Raw genomic sequence first — 17,455 nt, forward strand, 5'->3', positions numbered from 1 at the left:
GGCCGCCCCCCCCCCGCTGTGCGGTCGGGCGGAGCGCCGGAGCGCGCGCCCCGGGGAACCCGGCCGCATCGATCGGATTGGGACGTCAACCGGACGTCAAGTAGGCACGAATGGCCGGGATTTCGGCATTCCGAGGGGCTTCTGCCCGGTAAGGGGCGCGCAACGTCGAACAAGCGTGTAGCTTTCCCCCCTGAGCGAATGGGGGGAGCTCATGGGCGTGCGACTCATGGTGGTCGACGATCACCGTCTGCTCGCGGAGGCGCTCGCCTCGGCGCTGAAGCTGCGCGGGCACCGGGTGCTCGCCGCGGCGGCGCCGAGCGCGGGCGCGGCGGACCTGGTGGTGAGCCGGGCACCTGAGGTGTGCCTGCTGGGCACGGCGGCACCCGCCGAGCCGGGGGTGTTCGACCCGGTGGTGCGGATCAAGAAGGAGCGGCCGCAGGTCGCGGTCGTGGTGCTCGGCCCGGTGCCGAGCCCGCGCGGCATCGCCGCCGCCTTCGCCGCCGGGGCGTCCGGCTATGTGCGCCACGACGAGCGGATCGAGGGCGTCGAACGGGCCATGATGAAGGCGCGCGCGGGCGAGGCGGCCGTGGCGCCCCAGCTGCTCCAGGGGGCGTTCGCGGAGCTGCTCAACCCCGCGGCCCAGCCCGACGACGAGGGCGCCCGGCTGCTGCGGATGCTGACCCCGCGCGAGGTGGAGGTGCTGGTGCGGGTCGCCGAGGGCGAGGACACCCGGCTGATCGCGGCGGGCATGGGGATCGCCCCCAGCACGGCCCGCACCCATGTGCAGCGGGTGCTGATGAAGCTCGGGGTGGGCTCGCGGCTGGAGGCGGCGGCCCTGGCGGCCCGTACGGGGCTGCTGGACCGCGCGGCGACGCGCCGGACCGGGCCGCCCTCGCCCCAGCCGCCTCCCACGCTGCAGCCGCCCGCGTCGGCGCCGTAGTCCGTGCCGTGGCCCGCGTTTCTCAGCCCGCTCCGGACCCGGGCTCTCGGCCCCCGGGCTCTCCGGCCCCAGGCCCGGCTCCGGGCCCGCCCCCGGGCCGAGCGGGCTCCGGCTTGGGCCCGGCCCCGGGCGCGGACAGCGGCCTGAGCCTCATCCAGAGCAGGAAGAGCAGGCCCACCGCGAGCATGCACGACCCCGTCCAGAGGTTGATGTTGATGCCCGACGCCTTCCTCACATCCGCGTCCGAGGCGGTGAACCCGGCGATGAGGACGATGATCCCGTAGATCACGAACAGTCCGCCGATGATCCGCCGCACATCGAACAGCCGGGCCGCGGTCGCCGACTTCTGCTCCAGCTCCTCGACCTCGTGCCGGTATTCGTACTCCTCACTCATGGCGCACGCTCCTTAATCCCGGAAGGGTCACAGGGAGAACGGGATGTAGCACAGGGCCGCGAGGATCAGCGCGCTCCAGCCCAGCACGGCCGGACGGCGGTACCACGCCTCGTCGCCCGGCGCCGGCGGCTCGGCGACCCCGGGCGCGGTGGTGCCGTAGACCAGACCGGCCAGCGACTCCACCGGCTTGGGCTTGGTGAACGGGGTCAGCGCGACCATCACCACCCCGCCGACAATGAACGCCACGATGGCGGAGACGAAGTTGGCGCCCTGGTCGCTGGGGATGGCGATGACATCCCCCAGGTAGAGCCAGAAGTAGTTGATCATCGCGGCCACCGTGCCGCACAGCAGCCCCCAGAACCCGGCCGCGGCGGTGGCCCGCTTCCAGAACATCCCGATGATGAAGACGCAGAACAGCGGCACGTTGAAGAACGAGAACAGGGTCTGGAGGTAGTTCATGATGTTGCTGAACGAGGAGGCGATGAACGCCGTCCCCATGCCGGCCAGCACCCCGATCGCCGTCACCACCCGCCCGGTCAGCAGGTAGTACCCGTCCGGCCGGCCCTTCCGCACATACGCCCGCCAGATGTCGTTGGTGAAGACCGTGTTGAAGGACGACACATTGGCCGCCATGCCCGCCATGAAGGCGGCCAGCAGCCCGGTCACCGCGAGCCCCAGCACCCCGTTCGGCAGCAGCTCGCTCATCAGCAGCGGAATCGCGTCGTTGTACTGAAGACCGCTCGTCTTCGAGCCGATGTCCGGCTCCATGACCAGGGCGATCAGCCCGGGGACCACCACGATCAGCGGGATGAACATCTTGGGGAACGCGGCGATCAGCGGGGTGCGCTGGGCGGCCGAGAGGTTCTTGGCCGACAGGGCGCGCTGCACCTCGGCGAAGTTGGTCGTCCAGTAGCCGAAGCTCAGACAGAAGCCGAGGCCCAGCACGATGGTCAGCCAGTTGGCCCCCAGCGGGTTGTCGGACCCGATGCCGGTGCCGCCCCAGGCGGAGACGAAATTGGGGCCATGGGAGGCCGTGAGCGAGTCCTTGAGCCCGCCGAAGCCGCCGATCCGCCGGAGGCCGACGACGGTGAGCGGGATGAGGGCGGCCAGGATCACGAAGAACTGCAGCACCTCGTTGTAGATGGCCGAGGAGAGTCCGCCGAGGGTGATGTACGCGAGCACGAAGAGCCCCGCGACCACGATGGCCACCCACTGCGGCCAGCCCAGCAGCGCCTCCACCACGATCGCCATCGCGTAGAGGTTCACCCCCGCGATCAGCACGGAGGCGACCGAGAAGATGATCGAGCTGAGCAGATGCGAGGACGGCCCATAGCGGTGCAGCAGGAATTCGGGGACGGACCGTACCTTGGAACCGTAGTAGAACGGCATCATCACCAGGCCGAGAAAGACCATGGCCGGAATCGCCCCGACCCAGTACCAGTGCACCGTGTACACCCCGTACTGCGCGCCGTTGGCGGCCATTCCCAGGATCTCCAGGGCACCCAGATTCGCGGCGACGAAGGCCAGCCCGGTGACCCACGCGGGCAGCGACCGGCCGGAGAGAAAGAAGTCGAGGCTGGTCTTGACGCTCGCTCTGGCGGCGAATCCCACGCCGAGGACGACGACGAAATAGAGGATCAGGATCGTGTAGTCGAGCGCGTTGGTGGGGAGTCGCAGCCCTTCGGCCAGATAGTGCATGGTCTCGCCTCATCGCCTGAACGGAATGCACCAGAAACGTTCGATGAACGTATCCGAATTCTTGTGGTTTGTCCGAGCACCTACACCGCGCATTGACGGCACTGTTGGCTTGTGGTTCATTATGTTGAGTTGTGTTGGGTGCACCTGACAGGAGCTGGCGGAGTGAAGAAGACGGCGACGCGGCTTGCGGACGGACGCGAGCTGATCTATTACGACGCACGCGACGACGCGGTGCGCGACGCCGTCGACCAGCGGCCGCTCGACCCCATCGCGACCCGCTCGGAGATCCGGCACGACCGCCTGCTCGGCGACCGGGTGGCGATCGCCTCCCACCGCCAGGCCCGCACCTACCACCCACCGGCCGACGAATGCCCGCTGTGCCCCTCCCGCGAGGGGCGGCACAGCGAGATCCCCGCCTCCGACTACGACGTCGTGGTCTTCGAGAACCGCTTCCCGTCGCTGGCCGGTGACTCGGGCCGGTGCGAGGTCGTGTGCTTCACCTCCGACCACGATGCCTCCTTCGCCGACCTCGACGCCGAACAGGCCGCGCTGGTGCTCGACGCCTGGACCGACCGCACCGCCGAACTGGCCCAACACCCCGCCGTCGAACAGGTCTTCTGCTTCGAGAACCGCGGCGCGGAGATCGGCGTCACCCTCGGCCATCCGCACGGCCAGATCTACGGGTATCCCTTTGTGACCCCTCGTACACGGCTGATGCTCCGTTCGCTCAGTGAGCACCGTGCGGCCACTGGTCGGAATCTGTTCGATGATGTGGTCGCCGATGAGCTGGCCGACGGGCGCCGGGTGGTGCTCGACGGCGAGCACTGGGTCGCGTTCGTGCCCTACGCCGCCCACTGGCCCTACGAGGTGCACCTCTACCCGAAGCGGCGGGTCCCGGACCTGCCGGCGCTGGACGAGGCCGCGCGCACAGAGTTTCCACAGATGTATCTGGAAATCTTGAAGCGCTTCGACCGGATTTTCGGCGAGGGTGAGCCGCCCACGCCCTACATCTCCGCCTGGCACCAGGCGCCGTACCACCTGACCGACCGCGGTGAATTCGCACTTCACCTCGAGCTTTTCACCATCCGCCGCACTTCCGGCAAGCTGAAGTTTCTCGCGGGTTCCGAATCCGGCATGAATGTGTTCATCAACGATGTGCCGCCGGAGGCCGCGGCCGAGCGACTGCGAGAGGTAGCGAGCAAGTGAGCAATGCGCAGCAGAAGAAGTACCTGGTCACCGGCGGAGCCGGCTATGTCGGCAGCGTGGTCGCGGCGCATCTGCTCGAAGCCGGGCACCGGGTGACGGTGCTGGACGACCTCTCCACCGGCCACCGCGCCGGGGTCCCCGAGGGCGCGGAGTTCATCGAGGGCCGCATCCAGGACGCGGGCAAATGGCTCGACCCCACCTACGACGGCGTGCTGCACTTCGCGGCGTTCTCCCAGGTGGGCGAGTCTGTCGTCAACCCCGAGAAGTACTGGGTCAACAATGTGGGCGGCACCACCGAGCTGCTCGCCGCGATGCGCGACGCCGGGGTGCGCACCCTCGTCTTCTCCTCCACCGCCGCCACCTACGGCGAGCCCGACCAGGTCCCGATCACCGAGGACCTCCCCACCGCGCCCACCAACCCCTACGGGGCCAGCAAGCTCGCCGTCGACCACATGATCAGCGGGGAGTGCGCCGCCCACGGCCTGGCCGCGGTCTCCCTGCGGTACTTCAACGTCGCGGGCGCCTACGGGGCGTACGGCGAGCGCCATGACCCCGAGTCCCACCTCATCCCCCTGGTGCTCCAGGTCGCCCAGGGCCGCCGTGCGGCCATCTCCGTCTTCGGCGACGACTACGCCACCCCCGACGGCACCTGCGTCCGCGACTACATCCATGTCGCCGACCTCGCCGACGCCCATCTGCTCGCCCTCGGTGCCGCCCTCCCGTCTCCCACCACCACCCTTGATGGAGGCGCCGCGCGCCGCGGAGTCAATCCCGGCGAGCATCTGATCTGCAACCTCGGCAACGGGAACGGCTTCTCCGTCCGCGAGGTCATCGAGACGGTGCGCCAGGTCACCGGCCATCCCATCCCGGAGATCGCCGCCCCGCGCCGCGGCGGCGACCCGGCGGTCCTGGTGGCCTCCGCCGAGCGTGCCAAGGAGCGCCTGGGCTGGCGCCCGACCCGCGCCGACCTGGCCGGAATCGTCGCGGACGCATGGGAGTTCGCGCAGCGGAGGGAGAGTCAGTGACGGACGAGCACGGACCCGGGCGGGTCACGGCGGGGTTCCGCGAGGTCTACGGCACCGAGCCCGGCGGCGTCTGGGCGGCGCCGGGCCGGGTCAATCTGATCGGCGAGCACACCGACTACAACGACGGCTTCGTCATGCCGCTCGCCCTGCCCCACACCTGTCTGGCCGCCGCCTCCCCGCGCACCGACGGGGTGCTGCGGCTGCATTCGGGCGACGTCCCGGGCGGGGTCGTCGAGCTGCGGGTCGAGGAGCTCGCGCCGGTCGCGGGCGGCACCGGCGGCGGCGACCGCGGCGGCTGGGCGGCCTATCCGGCCGGAGTGGTCTGGGCGCTGCGCGAGGCGGGGCTGCTGACGGGCCGGGCCGGTGGTGCGGAACTGCACTTCGAGTCCACCGTGCCCACCGGCGCCGGGCTGTCCTCGTCCGCCGCGCTGGAGGTGGTCACGGCCACCGCGCTCAACGACCTGTACGGGCTGGGGCTCACCCCGCCGCGCATCGCCCAGCTGTGCCAGCGCGCGGAGAACGCGTTCGTGGGCGTGCCCTGCGGGATCATGGACCAGATGGCGTCGGCGTGCTGCACCGAGGGGCACGCCCTCTTCCTCGACGCCCGTGATCTCACCCAGCGCCAGGTGCCGTTCGACCTGGCGGCCGAGGGGCTGCGGCTGCTGGTCGTGGACACCCGGGTCAAGCACGAGCTGGGCGACGGCGCCTACGCGAGCCGGCGCGCCGCGTGCGAGGCGGCCGCGCGGGCGCTCGGGGTGCGGGCGCTGCGGGACGTGCCCTTCGAGGGGCTCGACGCGACGCTCGCCGAGCTGGAGCGGCTGGGCCGCGACGCGGCCACCCGGCGGCGGGTGCGCCATGTGGTGACCGAGGACCGGCGGGTGGAAGAGGTCATCGAGCGGCTCGACGCGGGGGACACCCGGTCCATCGGGCCGGTGCTGACCGCCGGGCACGCCTCCTGCCGCGACGACTTCGAGATCTCCTGTGACGAGCTCGATCTGGTCGTGGAGACGGCGAACGCGGCGGGGGCGCTCGGGGCGCGGATGACCGGGGGCGGCTTCGGCGGCTCGGCGATCGTGCTGGTGGCCGAGGCGGACGCGGAGGCGGTGAGCAAGGCGGTGACCGAGGCGTTCGGCGCGGCCGGGCACCGGGCGCCGCGGATCTTCCCGGCGGTGCCCAGCGCGGGGGCGGGACGGCTGTAGGGGGCCGTACCCACCGGCCCTTGATCGCCCCTCGGTAAAGTTTCGCCGCTCGTGGATCTCGGACTCCCCAAGAGCGAACAAGAAACCCACAGTGAACAGCCGAGAGCGGTCAGTTTCGCTAATCCGCTTCCTATATGAGACCACGGCCTTACTCTGAGTACAGCGTCGGTGGGGGCCGACGCTATATCAGGGGGCGAGACAGGCAGGTACGACGCCCGGGGTGGGGTAGCAATCACGGCACGGCGGCGGCCGTGCGGGTCGTGGTGACCTTGCGCCGGGCGCCGTACCCGCACTGTTTCTCGGTGTATCCGGGATCTTTCATCCGGCGACGTGGGGGGTTGTTCGTGGCACGTATTCGGGTTCTCGTGGTCGACGACCATCGTATTTTCGCCGAGTCCTTAGCGGCCGCCCTCGCGGCGGAGCAGGACGTGGACGTGGCGGCGGCCGGAAGCGGTCCGGCGGCGCTGCGCTGTCTGGAGCGTGGAGCGGCGGAGGGGCGCCGCTTCGACGTCCTGCTGGTCGACGCCGACTTGGGCACGGCCGCCGACGGTATGGGGCCACCACCGCTTCCGGTGTCGGCCGAGCTGCCGTACGGCGGGACGAACGGCACGGCGCACAGCGGCATCCATGGCGGGGCACACGTCGGCGCGCACGGCGGGCCGCATGGTGGGGCCCATGGCGGCCCCGCACGGGCGGTGAACGGCCGGGCGACCGACGGCATATCGCTCGTCGGCGCGGTCCGCTCCGCCCAGCCGGGGGTGCGCACCGTGGTGCTGGCCGAGCGCGACGATCCGCGCCGCGCGGCGGCGGCGCTGCAGGCCGGTGCGTCCGGCTGGGTCGCCAAGGACTGCTCACTGGTCCGGCTGCTCGCGGTCATCCGGGGGGTGCTGCGGGAGGAGACCCATCTGCCGCCCGCTCTGCTCACCGGCGTCCTGCGGGAGTTGACGGCCGCCCGTAAGCACCGCACCGAAAGCGAGCGTCTGGTCGAGTCGCTGACACCGCGTGAGCGGGAGGTGCTGCGCTGCATGGTGGCCGGGCTCGGCCGTAAGGCCGTCGCCGAGCGGCTCTTCCTCTCCCCGCACACCGTCCGCACCCATATGCAGAATGTGCTGGGCAAGCTGGGCGTCCACTCCACGCTCGCCGCCGTGGCGCTGGCCCGGCGGGCCGGTGTGGGCCCGGTCGACCTAGCCGGGGAGATTGTCGAACGGGGCGGTCAGCTGGCGTAGCAGCGCGGCCAGTTCGGCGCGCTGGGCCTGGGAGAGCTCGGCCAGGATGGCGTGCTCATGGTCCAGCAGCCCCGCCAGTGCCTGATCGGCGCGGTCACGCCCTTCGGCGGTCAGCCGGACCAGCACACCGCGCCGGTCACTGGGGTCGGGCCCTCGCTCGACCAGCCCCTTCGTGGCGAGCCGGTCGATGCGGTTGGTCATGGTGCCCGAGGTGACCAGCGTCTGGGTCAGCAGCTGCCCGGGGGAGAGCTGATACGGGGGCCCGGCCCGGCGCAGCGAGGTCAGAACGTCGAACTCCCAGGGCTCCAGATTGTGCTCGGCGAAGGCGATCCGCCGTGCCCGGTCGAGGTGGCGAGCGAGCCGGCTGACCCGGCTGAGCACTTCGAGCGGTTCCACATCGAGGTCGGGGCGTTCCCGCCGCCACGCCGCGACCAGCCGATCGACCTCGTCCTCCATGGCGATCAGTGTAGTGGGTCTGTCGACATGAAGTCTCTTGACATCAAGAGATAACGTGGAGCACGGTAAGGCGCCGGGACACGCGGAAGCGACCACGGCGCCTCGTATCGACCGTACCCGCAGGGGGACCGACCATGACCACCGCACCCAACTGGGACCCTCGGCAGTATCTCCGCCACGCCGGCCACCGCACCCGCCCCTTCCTGGACCTGCTGGCCCGCGTCCCCGAGCTGCCCACCGACCCCGGCCGCCCGCCCCGCATCGCCGACCTGGGCTGCGGCGCCGGCAACGTCACCGCCCTGCTCTTCGACCGCTGGCCCGACGCCCGGATCACCGGCCTGGACAGCTCCGCCGAGATGCTCGCCGAGGCCCAGCCCCTCGCGGGCCCCACCACCGGCGGCGGCCGCCTCGACCTCCGGCAGGCCGATGTGCGGAACTGGGTGCCGGACGAGCCCTACGACCTGATCGTCTCCAACGCCGCCCTCCAGTGGATCCCCGGCCACCCCGACGCCTTCCCCGCCTGGCTGGCCGGACTGCGCCCCGGCGCCACCTTCGCCTTCCAGGTCCCCGGCAACTTCACCGCCCCCAGCCACACCCTGCTGCGCGACCTGTGCAACGCACCCGAATGGCGCGACCGCCTCGCCGCCCGCCTCCGCGACCCGGCCGCCGTCCTGGAACCGACCGAATACCTGGACCGCCTGGCCGCGCTCGGCTGCGAGGTCGACGCCTGGGAGACCACCTATGTACAGATCCTGACCGGCCCCGACCCCGTCCTCGACTGGGTCAAGGGCACCGCCCTGCGCCCGGTCCTGACCGCCCTCGCCGACGACCCGCCCGCCCGCGACCGCTTCCTGACCACCTACGCCGCCCTCCTCCGCGACGCGTACCCCGCCACCCCCCACGGCACGGCCTTCCCCTTCCGCCGCATCTTCATCGTCGCCCACAAGGCCCCCCGATGATCACGGCCCTCGACCATGTCCAGCTCGCCGCCCCACCCGGCAGCGAACCCGCGCTGCGCACCTACTACGGCGAGGTGCTCGGCATGACCGAGATCCCCAAACCGGCCACCCTCGCCGCCAACGGCGGCCTGTGGTTCGCCCGCGGCCCGGTCCAGCTCCACCTGGGCATCGACCCGGACTTCCGCCCCTCCCGCAAGGCCCACCCGGGTCTCCGGGTCGTCGGCCTGGAAGCCTTCGCCACCCGCCTCGCAGGGAACGGTGCCGAGGTCGTCTGGGACGAGGAACTGCCAGGGCACCGCCGCTTCTACTCCGAGGACCCGGTCGGCAACCGGCTGGAGTTCCTGGAGCCGATCGGGTGATATCACTCGATCGGATGATCGGTCCGGGGTTTGCCGCAATGAGGCCTCATGGACGCATAGCGTCACGGTGTCGCTTGTGCCGCAGTGGCGTCGGCGCCCAGACTGATGGAGGAGGTGCTTCACGATGACCGCTCTCGCGCACGAGCCGTACCCCGCACTGGAGGAAGACGTGCCCTCGACTGCCGGGCATGAGGCCGTGTCCCTGGACGAGGTGCTGTGGCAGGCGTGGAAGGCCATGGAACTCCCCGAGGGCTACCGGGCCGAGATCATCGAGGAGTTCATCGAGGTGTCGCCCACCGGCCGTCGCCGTCATGGCGTGATCATCAACCGCCTCCGCCGGGCCTTGGAGGCTCATCTCGCAGACGGCGACGATGTCGCGTACCAGGACGTCAACATCATCCACCGCCGCAAGGTGTGGATCCCCGACCTCTTCATCGCCCCCGAGGACCTCGACGAGATCCCCGACGAGGAGGATCTCGGAGTGGACGCGAGCGGCGTCCGGGCCGTCTTCGAGGTGGTCTCGCCCGGCCGGGAGGCCCAGTCGCGCGACCGGGAGCGCAAGCGCCGGGCCTACGCCCGTGCGGGCATCCCGCTCTACGTCCTGATCGACGACTTCGACGGGGATGGAACGGTCGTCGTGCTGACCGACCCGAACCCCAAGAAGGCCGACTACGCCGACGAGCACCGCGTCGCCTACGGCACCGACGCCGTCATCCCCGACGGCCCCGCGAAGGGTTTCGTCATCGGCGAGGCCATCGTCAGGCCATAGCGGCACGGACGACGCCCGTCAGTTCTTGCGGCGGCCTATCAGGCGGGGCTTCTGCTCCAGGCCGTCCAGGCCGTGCCAGGCCAGGTTCACCAGGTGGGCCGCGACCTCGGCCTTCTTCGGCTTGCGGACGTCCAGCCACCACTGGCCGGTCAGGGCGACCATGCCCACCAGGGCCTGGGCGTAGAGGGGGGCCAGTTTGGGGTCGAAGCCGCGGGCCTTGAATTCCAGGCCCAGGATGTCCTCCACCTGGGTGGCGATATCGCTGATCAGGGAGGCGAAGGTGCCCGTGGACTGGGCGACGGGGGAGTCGCGGACGAGGATGCGGAAGCCGTCCGTGTACTCCTCGATGTAGTCCAGGAGGGCGAAGGTGGCCTGCTCACACAGCTCGCGCGGGTGGCCCGCGGTGAGGGACGTGGTGACCATGTCCAACATCCGCCGCATCTCGCGGTCCACCACGACCGCGTACAGCCCCTCCTTGCCGCCGAAGTGCTCGTACACCACCGGCTTGGAGACCCCGGCCTTCGCCGCGATCTCCTCCACCGAGGTGCCCTCGAAGCCGCGTTCGGCGAAGAGCGTGCGACCGATGTCCAGCAGCTGCTCCCGGCGCTCCTTGCCGGTCATCCGGACCCGGCGGGGCCGCCGGGTTCCGGATCCGGAGGACCGGCCGGTCCGGCGCGGCCGGTCCTTTTCACCGCTGGTATTACTGTCGGTCGCCACGCCCTCTATCATGCCGCTCCGGCGGTCTCCTCCTGACGGCGGGCATCGATACGGTCCTGGCTCGGCCACCGGACGTCATACGCCCAGCCCGCCTTCTCGAACCAGCGGATGATCCGGGCGCTGGAATCCAGCTGTCCCCGCATCACCCCGTGCCGGGCGCAGGTCGGGTCCGCGTGGTGCAGGTTGTGCCAGGATTCGCCGCACGAGAGCACCGCGAGCCACCACACGTTGCCGGAGCGGTCCCGCGACTTGAACGGGCGCTTGCCCACCGCGTGGCAGATCGAGTTGATCGACCAGGTCACATGGTGCAGCAAAGCCACCCGGACGAGTGACCCCCAGAAGAAGGCGGTCACCGCGCCCTGCCAGGACCAGGTCGCCAGTCCGCCGATCACCGGCGGCACCATCAGGGAGACCACGGTCCAGATCACGAACTGCCGGGAGACCGCCCGGATGGCGCCGTCCTTGATCAGGTCCGGCGCGTATTTGGACTGCGACGTCTGCTCCTCATCGAACATCCAGGCGATATGGGCCCACCACAACCCCTTCAGCAGGGCCGGAACGGTTTCGCCGTACCGCCAGGGGGAGTGCGGGTCGCCCTCCGCGTCGGAGAACTTGTGGTGCTTGCGGTGATCGGCCACCCAGCGGACCAGCGGGCCCTCCACGGCCAGCGACCCCGCGATCGCCAGCGCGATCCGCAGTGGCCGCTTCGCCTTGAACGAGCCATGGGTGAAGTAGCGGTGGAAGCCGATCGTGATGCCGTGGCAGCCGATGTAGTACATCGACACCAGAAGCGCCAGATCCAGCCAGCTGACCCCCCAGCCCCAGGCCAGGGGAACCGCCGCGACCAGCGCGACGAAGGGGACGGTGATGAACAGGAGGAGGGCGAGTTGTTCGACGGAACGCTTGCTGTCCCCGCCGAGCGTGGCGGTGGGAAGCGGAGTCTCCTGGGCCTTCGGCGCGTCGTTGACCACGTCGGGGCTTGCAGTCATGGTATCCCTCGTGGGGCTCGGGGGCATGGCTACGGATGCGTAACCTACGGCGTCGTAAGTATGGCAGGGCCGGGAAGCGGGGCAATAGGGCTCTGGTCTCACCCAGGGTCGTGCCGCCTATCCTGGTGAGCGTCGGACAGCGCGGTCCGCACATGGCCGAAAGCACCGGGTCAGCAGCCCGCGGCGCCCGCCGCGCCCGCCCTGATGCCGCGCTTGGAACCCCGTTCACTGCAAGGAGCCCGCACCTGTGAGCAGTGCCGACCACACCAATGCCGCCCTGCGTGCCGATATCCGCCGTCTGGGTGACCTGCTCGGTGAGACCCTCGTCCGGCAGGAGGGTCTCGATCTCCTCGAACTCGTCGAGCGCGTCCGCGCCCTCACCCGCAGTGACGGCGAGGCCGCGGCCGACCTGCTCGGCTCCACCGACCTCGAGACCGCCGCCAAGCTGGTCCGCGCCTTCTCCACCTACTTCCACCTGGCCAATGTCACCGAGCAGGTGCACCGCGGCCGCGAGCTGCGCGCCCGCCGCGCCGCCGAGGGCGGCATCCTCGCCCGCACCGCCGACCAGCTCAAGGACGCCGACCCCGAGCACCTCCGGGAGACCGTCGCCAACCTCGGTGTGCGCCCCGTCTTCACCGCCCACCCCACCGAGGCCGCCCGCCGCACCGTCCTCACCAAGCTCCGACGCATCGCCGAGCTGCTCGACACCCTCGCCGTCGGCGGCGACGCCCGCCGCGCCGACCTGCGGCTCGCGGAGAGCATCGACCTGCTCTGGCAGACCGACGAGCTGCGCGTCGCCCGCCCCGAGCCCGCCGACGAGGCCCGCAACGCCATCTACTACCTCGACGAGCTGCACGCCGGAGCCGTCGGCGACGTCCTCGAGGACCTCACCGCGGAGCTCGAGCGCGTGGGCGTCGAGCTGCCCGCCACCACCCGCCCGCTCACCTTCGGCACCTGGATCGGCGGCGACCGCGACGGCAATCCCAACGTCACCCCCGAGGTCACCCGCGACGTCCTGATCCTCCAGCACGAGCACGGCATCACCGACGCGCTGGAGATCATCGACGAGCTGCGCGCCGCGCTCTCCAGCTCCATCCGCAACACCGGCGCCTCCGAGGAGCTCCTCGCCTCCCTCCAGCGCGATCTCGAACTGCTGCCCGAGATCAGCCCGCGCTACAAGCGGCTCAACGCCGAGGAGCCCTACCGGCTCAAGGCCACCTGCATGCGGCAGAAGCTCGTCAACACCCGCGAGCGGCTCGCCGGGGACACCCCCCACCAGCCCGGCCGCGACTACCTCGGCTCCGGCGAGCTCCTCGCCGACCTCCACCTCGTCCAGGACTCCCTGCGCGCCCACCGCGGTCAGCTCATCGCCGACGGCCGGCTCGAGCGCTCCATCCGCACCCTCGCCGCCTTCGGCCTCCAGCTCGCCACCATGGACGTCCGCGAGCACGCCGACGCCCATCACCACGCCCTCGGCCAGCTCTTCGACCGGCTCGGCGAGGAGTCCTGGCGCTACGCCGACATGCCGCGCGACTACCGCCGCAAGCTGCTCGCGAAGGAGCTGCGCTCCCGGCGCCCCCTCGCCCCCACCCCGGCGCCGCTGGACGCCGCGGGCGCCAAGACCCTCGGCGTCTTCCACACCATCCGCGAGTCCTTCGAGCGCTTCGGCCCCGAGATCGTCGAGTCGTACATCATCTCCATGTGCCAGGGCTCCGACGACGTCTTCGCCGCCGCCGTCCTCGCCCGCGAGGCCGGGCTGATCGACCTCCACGCGGGCTGGGCCAAGATCGGCATCGTTCCGCTGCTGGAGACCACCGAAGAGCTGAAGATCGCCGACAAGCTTCTCGACGAGATGCTCGCCGACCCCTCCTACCGGCGGCTCGTCGCCCTCCGCGGCGACGTCCAGGAGGTCATGCTCGGCTACTCCGACTCCTCCAAGTTCGGCGGCATCACCACCTCCCAGTGGGAGATCCACCGCGCCCAGCGGCTGCTGCGCGACGTCGCCCACCGGCACGGCGTACGGCTGCGGCTGTTCCACGGCCGCGGCGGCACCGTCGGCCGCGGCGGCGGCCCCACCCACGACGCGATCCTCGCGCAGCCGTGGGGCACCCTCGAGGGCGAGATCAAGGTCACCGAGCAGGGCGAGGTCATCTCCGACAAGTACCTCGTGCCCTCGCTCGCCCGCGAGAACCTGGAGCTGACGGTGGCCGCCACGCTGCAGGCATCCGCCCTGCACACCGCCCCGCGCCAGTCCGACGAGGCGCTCGCCCGCTGGGACGCGGCCATGGAAACCGTCTCCGAAGCCGCGCACGGTACCTACCGCACGCTCGTCGACGACCCCGACCTGCCCGCGTACTTCTTCGCCTCCACGCCGGTGGACCAGCTCGCCGAACTCCACCTCGGCTCCCGTCCCTCCCGCCGCCCCGACTCCGGCGCCGGCCTCGACGGGCTGCGGGCCATCCCGTGGGTGTTCGGCTGGACCCAGTCCCGGCAGATCGTCCCCGGCTGGTTCGGCGTCGGCTCCGGCCTCAAGGCCGCCCGTGAGGCCGGCCTCGACACCGTCCTCGACGAAATGCACCAGCACTGGCACTTCTTCCGCAACTTCCTCTCCAACGTCGAGATGACGCTGGCCAAGACGGATCTGCGGATCGCCCGGCACTACGTCGACACGCTGGTTCCGGATGAGCTGAAGCATGTCTTCGACGTGATCCAGGAGGAGCACGAACTGACGGTGCGGGAGGTGCTGCGGATCACCGGTGGACGGGAACTCCTCGACTCCAACCCGGTGCTGAAGCAGACCTTCCACGTCCGGGACGCCTACCTCGACCCGATCTCGTATCTGCAGGTGACCCTGCTCCACCGGCAGCGCACCGCGGCCGAGCGGGGCGAGGACCCCGACCCCCTGCTCGCCCGCGCCCTCCTCCTCACGGTCAACGGCGTAGCCGCGGGCCTCCGCAACACGGGATGACGACGGCGTGACACGGGTCAGGGGCCCGCTCCCAGAGGGAGCGGGCCCCTCTCACGGCTGGTGCCGGATGGAAGTCGGATCCGGGAACAGCAGGTCCAGTCGGCACGGTTGCATCGATCGAGGGACCGGCGCCGCACGGGCGGGGAGCACGGGGATCACAAGGTCGTCCGCCCCACCAGGATCCGGGCTCCAGGATCGCGGTACGCCCGCCGCGCACTCGGACCAAGACGTATTTCCGCAGGAGGACTGTTTCATGACCGACCGGCCCTTGACGCTTATGGCAGTGCACGCCCACCCCGACGACGAGGCCACCGGAACCGGAGGGGTCCTCGCGCGGTACGCGGCGGAGGGGATCCGTACGGTGCTCGTGACGTGTACCGATGGCGGTTGCGGTGACGGAGCGGGGGGCGTCAAGCCGGGTGATCCCGGGCACGATCCATCGGCCGTCGCCTTGATGCGCCGTGAAGAACTCGAGGCGAGCTGTGAAGTCCTGAAGATCAGCGATCTGGAGATGCTGGACTATCCCGACTCCGGGATGATGGGCTGGCCGAGCAACGACGCCCCCGGATCCTTCTGGCAGACCCCCGTGGAGGAAGGCGCCGCCAGACTCGCGGAACTCATGCGACACTACCGGCCCGATGTGGTCGTCACTTACGACGAGAACGGCTTCTACGGCCACCCCGACCACATCCAGGCCCACCGCATCACGATGGCGGCGCTGGAGATGACCGCGCTGACACCGAAGGTGTACTGGACGACGATGCCCCACTCGGGGATGCGGCGGTTCGGGGAGATCATGCGCGAGTTTCATCCGGACATGCCGGAGCCGGATCCGGCCGAGGCCGACGAGATGGCCAAGATCGGCCTCCCCGACGATGAGGTCACCACGTGGGTGGACACCACCGCGTTCAGCGGCCAGAAGTTCGACTCGCTGGCCGCGCACGCCAGTCAGGGCGAGAACATCTTCTTCCTCAAGATGGGCAAGGAGCGGTTCGGCGAGTTGATGGGCATGGAGACCTTCGTACGTGTCCAGGACGCCACCGGCGCGGCCGTACCCGAGAACGATCTCTTCGCCGGACTGCGCTGATCCGCGGCCCAGGTCGCAAGCCCGGCGGTCTGCTCCGATCAGGACAGACCGCCGAGGTGATCGGCCATGAGCCGGAGACTGGCCGGTCGGACAACGGTGGGGTGGTCCCGGGGCGAAGAGCGAGCCCGTACGAGCAGGGGCACCCGGGGAGCGCTACAGCGTAAGTGTGGCGAAGGATGCGCCCAGGAGCGCCGCGCCCAGTAGCCCCATGGCCCAGCCTGTGCGGCGCAGGCCGAGGCCGCCCGCGACGATCAGGGAAGTGAGGAGGAGGGAGCCGCCGAAGGGGACCCAGGCGTGGAAGATGCCGGCGGGGCCGGTGCGGACGGCGAGGTCCGTGCCCGGCTTGAGGGCCACCAGCACCCGGTCGCCCGTTCCGTCCGTGACCGCCTCGTCGATCCGTACCCGGCCACGGGACTTGCCGCCCTTCTGGGCCGGGGTGAAGGAGCCGGTGCACCATTCGTCGCCGCAGTCGGAGACCGTGACGGTGCCGCGCTCAAGCCCCTTGGTCAGCATCGACGGCTTGGCGTCGCCCCAGGAGGACCACACCCCGGCGACCAGGATCAGCAGCGCGACGAGCACCATCGCCACGTTCTTCGCCAGCAACAGAAACCCGTACGCGCTCTCGCCCGCCCGCCGCGAACGGCTGCGCTTGGTCACACCGGTGAAAGCCATGGCGGCGATCCTCGCCATCCCGAGGCTCCTGGTCAACCTTCCGCCGAACAAACGGGCGAAGGGCGTTTTTCAGGAGTTGTACGTCCCCTGCGCGCGCTCGAGCCCGTCCGCGATGAGCGTCTCCACCGCGTCCGCCGCGCGGTCCACGAAGTAGTCCAACTCCCGGCGCTCCGCAGCGGAAAAGTCCTTGAGGACGAACGCCGCGACATCCATCCGGCCCGGCGGGCGGCCGATCCCGAAGCGCACCCGGCAGTAGTCAGCCCCCAGCGATTTGGTGATCGACTTCAGCCCATTGTGGCCATTGTCACCCCCGCCGATCTTCAACCGCAGTGCCCCGTAATCGATGTCCAATTCGTCATGGACGGCCACGACATGACCGACCGGCACCTTGTAGAAGTCGCGCAGCGCGGTCACCGGACCGCCCGAGAGGTTCATGAAGGACATCGGCTTGGCGATCACGACCCGGCGGCTCGCCGGACCGGGCGGACCCACCCGGCCCTCGACGACCTGGGCCCGGGACTTGTGCGCCTTGAAACGGGCGCCCATCCGCTCGGCCAGCAGATCGGCCACCATGAAGCCGACGTTGTGGCGGTTGCCCGCGTACTCGCCACCGGGGTTGCCGAGGCCCACCACAAGCCAGGGGCTCGTGTCGTCCGTCATCTGGATGTCTCTCCTTGAGGACGGGCGCCCCCCCCCCCCCCAGGGGGGGGGGAGGCCGGCGGCGACCGGCAAAATGAGCCGGCGGAGCTTAAGCCCCGGGCGCCCCCCCCGCGCCCCCCCTTGCCGCCACC

The 17,455-nt window shown here is 70.5% G+C and carries 17 protein-coding genes; 10 read left to right on the forward strand and 7 right to left on the reverse strand.

All coding sequences use genetic code 11. From position 1 onward, the window contains the following. Positions 1-211 precede the first annotated feature (211 nt). Positions 212-940 (forward strand): response regulator transcription factor, encoded by a 729-nt coding sequence (locus ACFXB5_RS41485; RefSeq protein WP_385218602.1) that lies wholly within the window; start codon positions 212-214, stop codon positions 938-940. Between the two features lie 22 nt (positions 941-962). Here ACFXB5_RS41485 and ACFXB5_RS41490 read toward each other — a convergent pair whose 3' ends face one another. Then, a complete protein-coding gene (locus ACFXB5_RS41490) occupies positions 963-1,334 on the reverse strand; it encodes a hypothetical protein (RefSeq protein WP_385218604.1) in 372 nt (123 codons plus the stop codon). A gap of 27 nt (positions 1,335-1,361) precedes the next feature. Continuing rightward, on the reverse strand, positions 1,362-3,032 hold the full coding sequence (locus ACFXB5_RS41495) for a sodium:solute symporter family protein (RefSeq protein WP_385218606.1): 1,671 nt from the start codon (positions 3,030-3,032) through the stop codon (positions 1,362-1,364). 162 nt (positions 3,033-3,194) lie between these two features. Here ACFXB5_RS41495 and galT point away from each other — a divergent pair, with 162 nt between their 5' ends. From galT to ACFXB5_RS41515, 4 genes are all read left to right on the forward strand, one after another. Next, the gene (gene galT, locus ACFXB5_RS41500) at positions 3,195-4,238 is read left to right on the forward strand and encodes a galactose-1-phosphate uridylyltransferase (protein WP_385218607.1); all 1,044 of its coding nucleotides are present in this window, start codon (positions 3,195-3,197) and stop codon (positions 4,236-4,238) included. After that, positions 4,235-5,263 (forward strand): UDP-glucose 4-epimerase GalE, encoded by a 1,029-nt coding sequence (gene galE, locus ACFXB5_RS41505; protein ID WP_385218609.1) that lies wholly within the window; start codon positions 4,235-4,237, stop codon positions 5,261-5,263. Before galT ends, galE begins: the two co-directional genes overlap by 4 nt. After that, positions 5,230-6,462: a galactokinase gene (gene galK / locus ACFXB5_RS41510; protein ID WP_385218611.1), complete on the forward strand. Its 1,233-nt coding sequence runs from the start codon at positions 5,230-5,232 to the stop codon at positions 6,460-6,462. Before galE ends, galK begins: the two co-directional genes overlap by 34 nt. Before the next feature lie 344 nt (positions 6,463-6,806). Continuing rightward, entirely contained in the window at positions 6,807-7,688 is an 882-nt protein-coding gene (locus ACFXB5_RS41515; protein ID WP_385218613.1) for a LuxR C-terminal-related transcriptional regulator, read from the forward strand. On the opposite strand, the gene ACFXB5_RS41520 is transcribed toward ACFXB5_RS41515, so the two are convergent. Beyond that, entirely contained in the window at positions 7,647-8,144 is a 498-nt protein-coding gene (locus ACFXB5_RS41520) for a MarR family winged helix-turn-helix transcriptional regulator (protein ID WP_201855011.1), read from the reverse strand. The two genes, ACFXB5_RS41515 and ACFXB5_RS41520, sit on opposite strands and share 42 nt — an antisense overlap. Before the next feature lie 134 nt (positions 8,145-8,278). Here ACFXB5_RS41520 and ACFXB5_RS41525 point away from each other — a divergent pair, with 134 nt between their 5' ends. The 3 genes from ACFXB5_RS41525 to ACFXB5_RS41535 all read left to right on the forward strand — a co-directional run bounded on the left by ACFXB5_RS41525 (position 8,279) and on the right by ACFXB5_RS41535 (position 10,231). Continuing rightward, positions 8,279-9,103, forward strand: coding sequence for a trans-aconitate 2-methyltransferase (locus ACFXB5_RS41525; protein WP_385218615.1), 825 nt, complete (start codon positions 8,279-8,281; stop codon positions 9,101-9,103). Beyond that, positions 9,100-9,462 carry a VOC family protein gene (locus ACFXB5_RS41530; protein ID WP_385218617.1) on the forward strand — a complete coding sequence of 121 codons (363 nt, stop codon included), beginning with the start codon at positions 9,100-9,102 and terminating at the stop codon, positions 9,460-9,462. Before ACFXB5_RS41525 ends, ACFXB5_RS41530 begins: the two co-directional genes overlap by 4 nt. 124 nt (positions 9,463-9,586) lie before the next feature. Beyond that, on the forward strand, positions 9,587-10,231 hold the full coding sequence (locus ACFXB5_RS41535) for a Uma2 family endonuclease (protein WP_385218619.1): 645 nt from the start codon (positions 9,587-9,589) through the stop codon (positions 10,229-10,231). Positions 10,232-10,249: 18 nt separating this feature from the next. On the opposite strand, the gene ACFXB5_RS41540 is transcribed toward ACFXB5_RS41535, so the two are convergent. Together ACFXB5_RS41540 and ACFXB5_RS41545 are read right to left on the reverse strand one after the other, a co-directional pair. Continuing rightward, entirely contained in the window at positions 10,250-10,960 is a 711-nt protein-coding gene (locus ACFXB5_RS41540; protein ID WP_385218621.1) for a TetR family transcriptional regulator, read from the reverse strand. Beyond that, positions 10,957-11,937: an acyl-CoA desaturase gene (locus ACFXB5_RS41545; protein ID WP_385218623.1), complete on the reverse strand. Its 981-nt coding sequence runs from the start codon at positions 11,935-11,937 to the stop codon at positions 10,957-10,959. The genes ACFXB5_RS41540 and ACFXB5_RS41545 overlap by 4 nt, the downstream gene beginning before the upstream one ends. A 247-nt stretch (positions 11,938-12,184) precedes the next feature. On the opposite strand from ACFXB5_RS41545, the gene ppc reads away from it, so the two are divergent. Next, a complete protein-coding gene (ppc, locus tag ACFXB5_RS41550) occupies positions 12,185-14,905 on the forward strand; it encodes a phosphoenolpyruvate carboxylase (protein WP_385218625.1) in 2,721 nt (906 codons plus the stop codon). A gap of 253 nt (positions 14,906-15,158) precedes the next feature. Next, positions 15,159-15,992 (forward strand): PIG-L family deacetylase, encoded by an 834-nt coding sequence (locus ACFXB5_RS41555; protein WP_385218626.1) that lies wholly within the window; start codon positions 15,159-15,161, stop codon positions 15,990-15,992. 153 nt (positions 15,993-16,145) lie between these two features. On the opposite strand, the gene ACFXB5_RS41560 is transcribed toward ACFXB5_RS41555, so the two are convergent. Together ACFXB5_RS41560 and pth are read right to left on the reverse strand one after the other, a co-directional pair. Beyond that, positions 16,146-16,664, reverse strand: coding sequence for a hypothetical protein (locus tag ACFXB5_RS41560; RefSeq protein WP_385218634.1), 519 nt, complete (start codon positions 16,662-16,664; stop codon positions 16,146-16,148). A gap of 69 nt (positions 16,665-16,733) precedes the next feature. After that, on the reverse strand, positions 16,734-17,324 hold the full coding sequence (gene pth / locus ACFXB5_RS41565; protein WP_037950921.1) for an aminoacyl-tRNA hydrolase: 591 nt from the start codon (positions 17,322-17,324) through the stop codon (positions 16,734-16,736). Positions 17,325-17,455 lie beyond the last annotated feature (131 nt).

It is taken from the genome of Streptomyces sp. NPDC059455 (assembly GCF_042750115.1).
Classification (GTDB): domain Bacteria; phylum Actinomycetota; class Actinomycetes; order Streptomycetales; family Streptomycetaceae; genus Streptomyces; species Streptomyces endocoffeicus.